Source organism: Dissulfurirhabdus thermomarina (assembly GCF_012979235.1).
Taxonomy (GTDB): domain Bacteria; phylum Desulfobacterota; class Dissulfuribacteria; order Dissulfuribacterales; family Dissulfurirhabdaceae; genus Dissulfurirhabdus; species Dissulfurirhabdus thermomarina.
This window is the reverse complement of record NZ_JAATWC010000002.1, coordinates 75,143-86,734: the sequence shown is the minus strand read 5'-3', so window position 1 is coordinate 86,734 and position 11,592 is coordinate 75,143. Positions and strand designations below refer to the sequence as shown.

At 70.6% G+C, this 11,592-nt stretch carries 7 protein-coding genes; 4 read left to right on the top strand and 3 right to left on the bottom strand.

The window, feature by feature from the left end:
* The first annotated feature begins 4 nt into the window (after positions 1-4).
* The 4 genes from HCU62_RS03780 (at position 5) to HCU62_RS03765 (ending at position 6,256) form a co-directional block, all read left to right on the top strand.
* Entirely contained in the window at positions 5-3,898 is a 3,894-nt protein-coding gene (locus HCU62_RS03780) for an efflux RND transporter permease subunit (RefSeq protein ID WP_169755444.1), read from the top strand.
* Between the two features lie 145 nt (positions 3,899-4,043).
* A complete protein-coding gene (locus tag HCU62_RS03775; RefSeq protein ID WP_163298182.1) occupies positions 4,044-4,796 on the top strand; it encodes a MotA/TolQ/ExbB proton channel family protein in 753 nt (250 codons plus the stop codon).
* 7 nt (positions 4,797-4,803) lie between these two features.
* Positions 4,804-5,574: a flagellar motor protein MotB gene (locus tag HCU62_RS03770; protein WP_163298181.1), complete on the top strand. Its 771-nt coding sequence runs from the start codon at positions 4,804-4,806 to the stop codon at positions 5,572-5,574.
* A gap of 100 nt (positions 5,575-5,674) precedes the next feature.
* Entirely contained in the window at positions 5,675-6,256 is a 582-nt protein-coding gene (locus HCU62_RS03765) for a PilZ domain-containing protein (protein ID WP_163298180.1), read from the top strand.
* A 22-nt stretch (positions 6,257-6,278) separates the two neighbouring features.
* On the opposite strand, the gene HCU62_RS03760 is transcribed toward HCU62_RS03765, so the two are convergent.
* The 3 genes from HCU62_RS03760 to aspS all read right to left on the bottom strand — a co-directional run bounded on the left by HCU62_RS03760 (position 6,279) and on the right by aspS (position 11,591).
* Positions 6,279-8,015, bottom strand: coding sequence for a FapA family protein (locus HCU62_RS03760; protein ID WP_163298179.1), 1,737 nt, complete (start codon positions 8,013-8,015; stop codon positions 6,279-6,281).
* Entirely contained in the window at positions 8,012-9,730 is a 1,719-nt protein-coding gene (locus HCU62_RS03755) for a radical SAM protein (RefSeq protein WP_163298178.1), read from the bottom strand. The genes HCU62_RS03760 and HCU62_RS03755 overlap by 4 nt, the downstream gene beginning before the upstream one ends.
* 73 nt (positions 9,731-9,803) lie before the next feature.
* Positions 9,804-11,591, bottom strand: coding sequence for an aspartate--tRNA ligase (gene aspS, locus HCU62_RS03750; RefSeq protein ID WP_163298177.1), 1,788 nt, complete (start codon positions 11,589-11,591; stop codon positions 9,804-9,806).
* Position 11,592 lies beyond the last annotated feature (1 nt).

Here is an 11,592-nt window from a genome sequence, read left to right as displayed (position 1 = left end):
ACCCGTGCCCGCCAGCCCCGCCGGCCCGCCCCCCGCCGCCTCCTGGATCGACCGGGTCCTCCGGTTCTGCCTGGAGAAGAAGATCGTCGTCTTCCTCCTCGTGGCCTTCACCTGTCTCTGGGGGGTCATGGTGGCCCCCTTCGACTGGAAGATCTCCTGGCTGCCCCGGGACCCCGTCCCGGTGGACGCCATCCCGGACATCGGCGAGAACCAGCAAATCGTCTTCACCGAGTGGATGGGGCGCTCGCCCCAGGACGTGGAAGACCAGGTCACCTACCCGCTCACCGTGTCGCTGCTCGGCATCCCGGGGGTGAAGACCATCCGCGGCTACTCCATGTTCGGCTTCTCCACCATCTACGTCATCTTCAAGGAGAAGGTGGACTTCTACTGGTCCCGGTCGCGGATCCTGGAGAAGCTGGCGAGCCTCCCCGCCGGGACGCTGCCCCCCGGGGTGCGCCCGCGGCTCGGTCCCGACGCCACGGCGCTGGGCCAGGTCTTCTGGTACACCCTCGAGGGACGCGACCCGGAGGGCCGCCCCACGGGCGGCTGGGACCTCCACGAGCTCCGGAGCATCCAGGACTGGATCGTCCGCTACGCCCTGCAATCCGCGGAGGGCGTGAGCGAGGTGGCCTCCGTGGGCGGCTTCGTGCGGGAGTACCAGGTGGACGTGGACCCGGACGCCATGCGGGCCTACGGGGTGAAGCTCGCCGACGTGGCCGCGGCCGTCCGGGGCGCCAACCTCGACGTGGGGGCGCGCACCATGGAGATCAACCGGGTGGAATACGTGATCCGGGGGATCGGGTTCGTCAAGCGCCTCTCCGACATCGGCCAGGCGGTGATCCGGTCGGTGGACAACGTGCCCGTCCGCGTCTCGGACGTGGCCGACGTCCACCTCGGCCCCGCCCTCCGGCGCGGGGTCCTCGACAAGGGGGGCGCCGAAGCCGTGGGCGGCGTGGTGGTGGTCCGCTACGGGGCCAATCCCCTGGCGGCCATCGAGAACGTCAAGCGCAAGATCGCCGAGATCGCCCCGGGTCTCCCCACGAAGACCCTCCCCGACGGCACCGTGAGCCGGGTCACCATCGTCCCCTTCTACGACCGGACCGGCCTCATCCACGAGACCCTCGGCACCCTGGACACGGCCCTGGTGGAGGAGATCCTGGTCACGGTGATCGTGGTGCTCATGGTGGTGATGCACCTGCGGAGTTCCCTCCTGATCTCCGGGCTCCTCCCCCTGGCGGTGCTCATGTGCTTCATCGCCATGAAGGCCTTCGGCGTGGACGCCAACGTGGTGGCCCTCTCCGGCATCGCCATCGCCATCGGCACCATGGTGGACATGGGGATCGTGATCTGCGAGAACATCCTCCGGCACCTCGACCGGGCCCCTCCGGACGCGGACCGGAAGGAGATCATCTTCCGGGCGTCCAGCGAGGTGGGCGGCGCCGTGCTCACCGCGGTCTCCACCACCGTGGTGAGCTTCCTCCCGGTCTTCACCATGGAGGCGGCGGAGGGGAAGCTCTTCAAGCCCCTGGCCTTCACCAAGACCTTCGCCCTGGCGGCCTCCATCGTGGTGGCCCTCACGGTGATCCCGCCCCTGGCCCACCTCCTCTTCCGGCCGGGGCGGATGTCCTCGCGGCTGCGGGCCTGGGCGGGGGGGGGCCTCGTCCCCGCCGGCCTCGCCCTCGCCGCCACGGTCTCGTGGTGGGCCGGCCTCGCCGTGGCCGCCGCGGGGGCCTACCACCTGGCGGCCCCGAGGCTGCCGGCCCGCTGGCGGGATCGCGCCCCCCTGGCGGCCAACCTCCTCGCCGTCCTGGTGGTGCTGGTGAGCCTCACCGAGCACTGGCTGCCGCTGGGCCCGGAACGGGGGCTCGCCCGGAACCTCGTCGTGGTGGCGGCCATGATCTTCGGCCTCCTCGGCCTCTTCCAGGCCTTCCGGCGGGTGTACCCCGCGCTGCTCGCCTGGTGCCTGGAGCGCAAGGCCGCCTTCCTGGCCGTGCCCGGCTTCTTCGTCGTCCTCGGCGGGCTCGTGTGGCTGGGCTTCCCGGCCTTCTTCGGCTGGCTGCCGGACCCCGTCCTCGAGCTGGCCCCGGTCCGGGCACTGGCCCGGGCCTTCCCCGGCCTCGGGAAGGAGTTCATGCCGCCCCTCGACGAGGGCGCCTTTCTCTTCATGCCCACCACCATGCCCCATGCCTCCATCGGCGAGGCCCACGACGTGCTGCGCAAGCAGGACATGGCCATCCGGACCATCCCGGAGATCGAGACCGTGGTGGGCAAGCTCGGCCGGGTGGAAAGCCCCCTGGACCCGGCCCCCATCTCCATGATCGAGACCATCATCACCTACAAGCCCCAGTACCTGGTGGACGAGGGCGGGCACCGCCGGCGCTTCCGGTTCGACCCGGACGCCACCGACCTTTACCGGAACGCGGCCGGGGAGCCGGTCGCCGCGCCGGACGGCCTGCCCTACCGGGTCCGGGGCCGCTTCGTGCGGGACGACCGGGGCCGGCTCGTCCCGGACCCCGGCGGCCGCCCCTTCCGCCTCTGGCGCCCGGCCCTCGACCCGGAGCTCAACCCCGGGCGAAAGGCCTGGCCCGGCGTCCGGAGTCCCGACGACATCTGGGACGCCATCGTGGCCGCGGCCGCCCTCCCGGGCACCACCGCGGCCCCCAAGCTCCAGCCCATCGCCGCCCGGGTGGTCATGCTCCAGAGCGGGATGCGGGCCCCCATGGGCGTCAAGGTCAAGGGCCCCACCCTGGCCGCCATCGAGAAGGCGGGGCTCGACATCGAGAGGCTCCTCAAGGAGGTCCCCTCCATCGAGCCATCCACGGTCATCGCCGACCGGATCGTGGGAAAGCCCTACCTCGAGATCCACCTCGACCGGGAGGCCATCGCCCGCTACGGGCTCAAGGTACGCGACGTCCAGGACGTCATCGAGACCGCGGTGGGGGGCCGCATCGTCACCACCACCGTGGAGGGACGGGAGCGCTACCCCGTCCGGGTCCGCTACCTCCGCGAGCTCCGGGATTCGCCGGAACGCCTGGCGGACATCCTGGTGCCCGCCCCGGGCGGGGCACAGATCCCCCTCGGGCAGCTCGCCGAGGTCCGCTACGTCCGCGGCCCGCAGGTCATCAAGAGCGAGGACACCTTCCTCACCGGCTACGTGGTCTTCGACAAGCGCCCGGGGACCGCCGAGGTGGACGTGGTCCGCGAGGCCCAGCGCCACCTACAGGAGAAGATCGCCTCGGGCGAGCTGGTCCTTCCCGCCGGGGTGAGCTACGCCTTCACCGGGAGCTACGAGAGCCAGGTCCGATCGGAGCGGAAGCTCCGAGTGGTGCTCCCCGTGGCCCTCTTCATCATCTTCCTCATCCTCTACCTTCACTTCGGGTCGGTGCCGGTGACGACCCTGGTCTTCTCGGGGATCCTCGTCGCCTGGGCCGGGGGCTTCCTCACCGTCTGGCTCTACGGGCAGCCCTGGTTCCTGGACTTCGCGGTCTTCGGGGTGAACATGCGGGAACTCTTCCAGGTACACCCCATCAACCTGAGCGTGGCCATCTGGGTGGGCTTCCTCGCCCTCTTCGGCATCGCCTCGGACAACGGCGTCCTGGTGGCCACGGTCCTGGACCAGACCTTCGCGGAGCGCCCCCCGGCCACCACGGCGGAAATCCGCCGGGCCGTGGTGGAAGGGGCCACCCGCCGGATCCGGCCGGCCCTCATGACCTCGGCCACCACCATCCTCGCCCTCCTCCCGGTGCTGACCTCCACCGGCCGGGGGTCCGACATCATGGTCCCCATGGCCATCCCCTCCTTCGGGGGGATGTGTATCCAGGTCCTCACCGTGCTGGTGGTGCCGGTGCTCTACTGCGGCCTCAAGGAAGCCGGGCTCCGCCGCGCCGGGAACCACTGATCCCCGCCCCGCCTCCCCCCTTTGCATTTAAAATTTGGCGCGTCCCGGCCGATAAAGGGAGAGAACCCGCGCGGACCCGCCCCGGGGCGGCCGGCCCTCCACCGCCCGGCGCGATTCCAATCGACGGCTGGAAAGGCGTGCCTGCATGGATATCGGAACCGTAGTCGGCCTCGTCTCGGGCCTCGTCCTCATCCTCTCGGCCATCGTCCTCGGCGGAGACGTGATGGGCTTCGTGGACGTCCCCTCGGTCCTCATCGTGGTGGGGGGGTCCATGGGCGCCACGTTCATCCGTTTCACCCTGGGCGACCTCATCAACAGCATCAACGTGGCCATGAAGGCCTTCTTCGTGAAGGTCCAGCCCCCGGAGGACATCATCCGGGAGCTGGTGACCCTCTCCAACATCGCCCGCAAGGAAGGCCTCCTCAAGCTCGAGAAGCAGCCCATCAACGACGAGTTCCTCAAGAAGGCCATCATGTACTGCGTCGACGGCCACGACGCCGAGTTCATCCAGGAGGTCCTCGACAAGGAGATCGACCTCACCCTCGAGCGCCACGACCTCGGCCAGGGAATCTTCCGCTCCCTGGGCGACGCCGCCCCGGCCTTCGGGATGATCGGCACCCTGATCGGCCTCGTGAAGATGCTGGGAAACATGAAGGACCCGGCCAGCATCGGCCCCTCCATGGCCGTCGCCCTCCTCACCACCCTCTACGGCGCCATCATCGCCAACCTCATGGCGCTGCCCATCGCCGACAAGCTCCGGCGCCGCAGCCAGGAGGAAGAACTCAACAAGCGGCTCGTGGTGGAGGGGGTGCTCGGCCTCCAAAAGGGCCTGAATCCAAGGGTGCTCGAGGAGCTCCTCAAGACCTTCCTCCCGCCCAAGCAGCGGGAAGGCGAGTAGGACCGCCATGCCAAAGAAGACCGAGGAGGCCGGGGCACCGAAATGGATGGTCACCTTCGGGGACCTCATGTCCCTCCTGCTCTGCTTCTTCGTACTGCTGCTCTCCTTCTCCACCATGGACCCGGCCATGTTCAAGGAGGTCTCGGGCTCCCTCAAGGAGGCCTTCGGGGTCCAGCGGGAGGAGTACCACCCCGACCTCCCCAAGGGCCTCGACATCGTCTCCCGGGAGTTCGCCGCCACCTTCAACGTGGACGTCCTGCTCGAGAAGATCCGCTCCGCCATCATGCTGGAGCTCATCAAGGGGGAGATCGACATCGAGGCCCTGGACGACCGGGTGATCCTCCGGCTCGACAACGAGATCACCTTCCCGCCGGGCCGGGCCACCCTGAAGCCGGCGGCCCGGGCCTACCTGGACAAGATCCGGCGCATCATCGAGGAGGTCCCCGGAGAGGTCCTGGTGGCGGGCCATACCGACGACGTGCCCCTTCGGGGCGGCCGGTACCCGAGCAACTGGAGCCTGTCGGCCGCCCGGGCCTCCAGCGTGGTGGAGTATCTCCTCGCCAAGGGCACCATCGCGCCGAACCGGATGGCCGCCACGGGTTACGGACCGAGCCGCCCCCGCTATCCCAACGACACCCCGGAGCACCGGGCGGCCAACCGCCGGGTGGAAATCATCTTCATGCAGCCGACCCAGCTCGAGGATCTCGAGGTGGCCCCCATCACGGAGAAGGGCTTCCGGGAGCAGGAGATGATGCCGCCCCTCAAGCCGGAAGGATGACGGCGTCGCAAAAGGTCGTGGGCGGCCGGGTTGCTTCGGACGTTCTCGTCATGGCGACGGAGCCGACGCCGCCTCATTCCTCGATGGCAAGGACAAGGACATGAACAGCGAAGACCGCCGAAGCCACATCCGCATCCACGACCAGGTCCTCCTGGCCTGGCGGCCCATCACCCGGGAGGCATTCGAGGGCATCATGCAGGCCTTCCGGGAGGGAAGGACCACGCCCTGGTCGGAATGCACCCGGGCCTACGAGTTTCCCAAGATCGACGCCCCCCTGAAGCGCCTTCGGGAGAAAGACCCCGCCCTGGCCGCGGTGGTGGAGATCCTGGACCAGAAGCTCACGATGCTCCTGAACCGGCTGGCCCGGCCCGAAGAGGACGAATGCGAGGCCAAGCCCCACCTCGTGGACATCAGCGGGGTCGGAATCGCCTTCCAGAGCGACGAGGCCATCCCCGTCGGCCAGGTCCTCGAGATGGACCTCGGCCTGCTGCCGAGCCACACCTTCATGCGGCTCTACGGCGAGGTGCTCCGGTGCGACCGGGAGAGCGGTGGCGCCCCCTACGCGGTGGCGGTGAAGTTCATCTGGATCGCCGAGGACGACCTGGACCGCCTCATCGAACACATCTTCCAGCGCCAGGTGCTCCAGCTCCGGCTCCGGCGCCAGCAACAGGAAGCGGACTAGGACCGCCCGGAGCCCCTCGGGCTCAGAAGGCCTCCACCAGCCGCTTCACGTCCGGGTCGTAGACCAGGTGGATCTCGACCTTCTCCTTGGCGACCTCCGGCGGCGGCTGGACGACCTCCTCGAGGGTCCCGCACCGGATCACCACCCGGCCGCCCGACCATACGGTCCCCTCCACGTCCACCGAGAGCCCGCGAAGCTCCTCCACCACGGCCTCCCGCATGCCGGCGATCTCGGCCCGCTGGGCCTCCAGCTGGACCATGTTCCCCAGGATGGCCAGGATCTGCCGGACCCACTTCCCCATGCGATAGAGTGACGGGACCGCCTCCTGGACCCAGGCCTCGAGGCCCCGGCGGGCATCATCCAAGGCCATCTGGCCCCGCAGGACCGCCACCAGCATCCCGCGGAGCTGCTGAAGCGCCGGCTGGTCCTCGGGATCAAGGGCCACCTGGGCGAACTTCAGCTTGTTGGCCAGGACCTTGACCCGGTCCTTGAGGTTCCGCGACTCGGCCTCCTTGCGGAGCCGGATGTCGGCCTCCCGCTCGGCGAGGTCGTCGAGCCGCGCGAAGAGCTCCGTCCCGAGGTCCAGGACCACCTCGTTCCGGATGGCCGCCTTCTCCATCCGGACCTTCCGAGCCACCACGTGGACGTGGCCGCACAAGACCTCGGCCACGCCCTGGGGGGAGGTCTCGAACCGGGGCGCCACCACCCGGCACCCGGCCACCTCCCGCCCGACGACCACGGCCTCCTCCGCCAGGAGCCTCGCATTCACGGCCGCCCCGGTCTGGATGGTGGCACCCGACCGGGCCGAGCTCCGGATGAAGGAGGCGGTGATGGGCCCGGAGGCCTCCACGTTCTCGCCCTCGATGGCGCCCTTGACCTCCAAGGCCCCCTCCACCAGCACCACGAAGCTGCCCCGGATGTCGCCCTCCACCACCACGTCGGCCAGGCACCGGATCTCGTCGAGGCGGTCCCCGAGGTTGCCGGTGCTGAAGTCCACGTCCTTCACCACGATCTGGTTCTGGAGGGAGAGGGCCTTCAGGGAGGCGGCGTCCCGCTTCTCCCCGGAAAATTCCGCCACGATGATCCCGGACTTGGCAGCGGAAAGCAGCCGGAAGGGCCGTTCCAGATCGGCATCGAACTCGCGCTCCACGTGGATGCCGTCGCCGACCTTGAGGTCGCATGGAGTTCCGGGCCGCGCGGGGATGGGGAGCCCGTAGACGTCGGTCCCGGGCTTTCCCTCGGTGGGCTCGTAGACCCGGACGAGGAACTCGCCTTCCTGGGCCTGGGGAAACTTGTTGATGTCCCGGAAGTCGATGGAACCGTCGGGCAGCGGCCGGCCCGGCCGCACGCGGAAGTCGTAGAGGAGCTGGACGAACCCGTCCTCCCCGTCCCGGGGTTCCTCTCCCTTGACGATGAAGGTCCGGACCTCGGGCGCGGGATTGATGTCCACCATCCTTGGGAGGAGGTCCTCGCCCCTGGCGGAAGCGAAGAAACTCACCTTCTCGTACGGGGCCCGTTGGAGGGAATCCTTCACCTCGGCGGGGAGCTCGATGTGGAAGTTCTCGCAGACGATGTCGAGGGCACGGACCAGGGTCTTCGGGTCGGCCTCGCGCCAGGGTGGAAGGTCCATGGCCGCCCGGACCACGTCGGAGCCGAAGCGGACGACCTCCTGGGTGTCGAGGATCCATGCGGCCACCTCCTCCGGGGTCCGTTTCGGGGCTTCCGTGGCCGGTTTCTGGAAGATGTCGTCGGTCGTCATGGCCTGCCGCGCACGCCGCCGGGCCGGTCACCGCAGGCACCGCAACGGCTGCAGCCCGCGGGCCGGCAGAACGGGGTGGATTTCTCGCGGTGCGCCCGGTCCCATTCCGCCAGGAGATAGGCGCGCCGCACCCCGTGACCGGCGATTTCCCATGGGAAGGGCTCGTCCCGGGAGCGTTCCCTGGTATAGAGATCGGCACGAAGGCCCTCCGCCGATAATGCCTTTGCGAAGGCCTGGCCGCCGGCCACCCGCTCCAGGACCGGGGCGAGCCGCCGGTCGCCGCGGCTGAGGACCGCCTGGAGCCGGGCCTCCCGCATGGAGTCGAGCCGGAGCCGGACGTTGGGGATCGGACCGACGAGGCGGGAGAGGAGGCGCCGGTGGCGGGCCAGGCACCCCCCGGGATCGAAGGCGGCCCACTGGAAAGGGGTCCAGGCCTTCGGCACGAAGGAGGCGGCGGTCACGGTGATGCGGCCCAGGCGCCCCCGGCGGCGGCCGTGGGCGAGGAGCACCTCCCGGATGCGTTCCACCAGGTCCGCGGCGGCCCGGACGTCCGCCTCGGTCTCGGTGGGCAGCCCCAGCATGAGGTAGAGCTTGAGGTTGGGGATGCCGGCCCCGGCCAGGGCATCCGCGGCCCGGAGGAGGTCCGCCTCCGAGAGGTTCTTGTTGAGGACGCGCCGGAGCCGCTCCGAGCCGGCCTCCGGGGCGAGGGTGGCGACCCGGGCCCCGGAGGCTGCGAGCAGCCGGGCGAAACGCGGCGTCACCGCGTCGGCCCGCAGGGAGGAGAACCCCAGGGAGATCCCCTCCCGCAGGAGCCCCTCGCAGATCTCCTCCACCTCGCGGCGGCCCAGGAACTCGAGGCCCACGAGCCCCACCCGCCCGGCCTCCGCCCGGGCGTCCAGGGCCGCTCGGATGGCCGCGGCCGGCCAGGGACGGGGCGGACGGTAGACGAAGCCGGCGGCGCAGAAACGGCACCCCCGCCCGCACCCGCGGGCCAGTTCCACCATGTGCATGTCCCCGAAGGCGGCGTCCGGGCTGCGGACCCGGGTGGCCGGCGCGGCCCCGGCCCCCGGGTCCGCCCTGGCCGGAACCACGGGAATGGGGATACCGGCCCCGGGCGCGAACCCGGCGAAGCGCCCATCCCGAGTCCACCTGGGGCGGTAGAGGGCGGGGACGTAGGTCCCCGGCACATCGGCCCGAAGCCGGTGCAGCCGTTCCTCCCGGGAAAGATCCCGGTTCGCCAGGTGCGGCGCCAGCCGGGCGAAGACCTCCGACTGGGCCTCGAACTCCCCCAGGAGCACGGCGTCCAGGAACGGGGCCACGGGCTCCGGGTTGATCATGGCCGCCACCCCGCCGGCCAGGACCAAGGGGGCGGCCCCGCCCCGCTCGGCGGCCCGGGGCGCGATCCCCGAGGCCCGGAGCGCCGCCGGCACCCCGGGGTAGTCCGCCTCGAAGCTCAGGGAGAAGAGAACGAGGTCGAAATCGGCGAGGGGGCGACCCGATTCCTCGGAGATCCAGGGGGCGGAGGGGCCTCCCGGCGGCCGGAAGACCCGCTCCGCCGCCAGGCCGTCGTGGCGGTTCAGGAGCCGGTAGACGGCCTGGAGGCCGAGATTCGCCATCCCCACCGCGTAGGTGTTGGGAAAGATGAGGGCGATGGAGACGCGGCCGGCCCAGGTCTTTCGGACCGCGCCCTGCTCGCGGCGGGGCTCCCGGTTCATGTCACTGCGCCCCCCGCCGGCCGGGAGGCGGGCGTCCGAGGAGCGGCCGGGGGCTCTCGACGCGCCCGGGGCCTCACCCCGCCTTCCAGCCGGGCTTCAGGTAGAGCTCGGCCAGCTGGGCCATGCTCACCGGGGACGGGGCCTCGGCGAGGAGGCACTGGGCCTTCTGGGTCTTCGGAAAGGCGATGACGTCGCGGATGGTCTCCCGCCCGGCCATGAGCATGACCAGGCGGTCCAGCCCGAAGGCGATCCCGCCGTGGGGCGGGGCGCCGTGCTCCAGGGCCGCGAGCAGGAAGCCGAACTTCTCCGCCGCCTCCGCCGCCGGGATGGAAAGCACCTCGAAGAGGCGGGCCTGGAGTTCCGGGGTGTGGACGCGGATGCTGCCGCCGCCGATCTCCACGCCGTTCAGGACGAGGTCGTAGGCCCGGGCACGGGCGGCGGCGGGGGCGTCGGCAAGGCGCTCCACGTCTTCCTCCCGGGGGGCGGTGAAGGGGTGGTGGACGGCCACGTAGCGTCCCTCGTCCTCGTCGTACTCGAGGAGCGGAAAGTCGGTGACCCAGACGAAGCTGAAGGTGCCCTCCGGGATGAGGCCGCGCCGCCGGGCCAGTTCCGCCCGAAGCTCCCCCAGCACCCGGTGCACGGTCTCGGCCCGGTCGGCGCCGAAGAAGAGGATGTCGCCGGGCGCGGCCCCGAGCCGTTCCCCCATGGCGGCCCGCTCGCCGTCGGTGAAGAACTTGGCGATGGGCGACTGCCAGGAGCCGTCCTCCCGGATCTTCACCCAGGCCAGGCCCCGGGCCCCGAAGGCCGAGACGTAATCGGTGAGCTCGTCGATCTCCCGGCGGGAGAGATCCCCCATGCCCGCGGCGTTGACGGCCTTCACCACCCCGCCGCCGGCGGCCGCCTCCCGGAAGACCTTGAACCCGCACCCGCGGGCCACGTCGGTGAGGTCCCGCAGCTCGAGGCTGTACCGCGTATCGGGCCGGTCCGTTCCGTACCGGTCCATGGCGTCGCCGTAGGAAAGGCGCGGGAACGGCGGCTCGAGCCGCACCCCCAAGGCCTCTTCGAAGACCGCCGCCATGAGGCCCTCCACCAGGGCCATGACGTCTTCCTCCTCCACGAAGCTCATCTCCATGTCGAGCTGCGTGAACTCGGGCTGCCGGTCGGCCCGGAGGTCTTCGTCCCGGAAGCACCGGGCGATCTGGTAGTACCGCTCGATCCCCCCCACCATGAGGATCTGCTTGTAGAGCTGCGGGCTCTGCGGCAGGGCGTAGAAACGGCCGGGGTTCACCCGGCTCGGGACGAGGTAGTCCCGGGCGCCCTCGGGGGTGCTCCGTGTGAGCACGGGGGTCTCCACCTCGAGGAAGTCCCGGTCGTTCAGGTAGCGGCGCATGGCCTGGCAGACGCGGTGGCGCAGGGCCAGTCCCTCCACCATGTAAGGACGCCGGAGGTCCAGGTACCGGTACTTGAGACGCAGGGTCTCGGCGATCTCCCCGTCCTCGTCCAGGGGAAAGGCCGGCGTCCGCGCCCGGGCGAGGATCCGCAGCTCCCGGCAGGCCACCTCGATCATGCCGGTCCGGATCTTCGGGTTCTCCATGCCCTCGGGCCGGCGCCGGACCAGGCCGCGGACGGCCACCACGTATTCACTCCGCAGGCCGTGGGCCTTCTGGTGGCTGCCCGCGTCCACCTCCGGGGCGAAGACCACCTGGGTGAGCCCGCGGCGGTCGCGAAGGTCGATGAAGATGAGCCCGCCGTGGTCCCGCCGCCGGTGGACCCACCCCATGAGGACGACCTCCTCGCCCAGGGCGGCCTCGGTGAGGCTGTCGCAGTCGTGGGTCCGTTTCAGCCCGTGCATGGATTCCATC

Bases quoted from the DNA above. Each gene is read 5' to 3' on its own strand.
- HCU62_RS03775 (WP_163298182.1), top strand. From the start codon at position 4,044: ATGGATATCGGAACCGTAGTCGGCCTCGTCTCGGGCCTCGTCCTCATC.
- HCU62_RS03770 (WP_163298181.1), top strand. From the start codon at position 4,804: ATGCCAAAGAAGACCGAGGAGGCCGGGGCACCGAAATGGATGGTCACC.
- HCU62_RS03765 (WP_163298180.1), top strand. From the start codon at position 5,675: ATGAACAGCGAAGACCGCCGAAGCCACATCCGCATCCACGACCAGGTC.
- HCU62_RS03760 (WP_163298179.1), bottom strand. From the start codon at position 8,015: ATGACGACCGACGACATCTTCCAGAAACCGGCCACGGAAGCCCCGAAA.
- HCU62_RS03755 (WP_163298178.1), bottom strand. From the start codon at position 9,730: ATGAACCGGGAGCCCCGCCGCGAGCAGGGCGCGGTCCGAAAGACCTGG.
- aspS (WP_163298177.1), bottom strand. From the start codon at position 11,591: ATGGAATCCATGCACGGGCTGAAACGGACCCACGACTGCGACAGCCTC.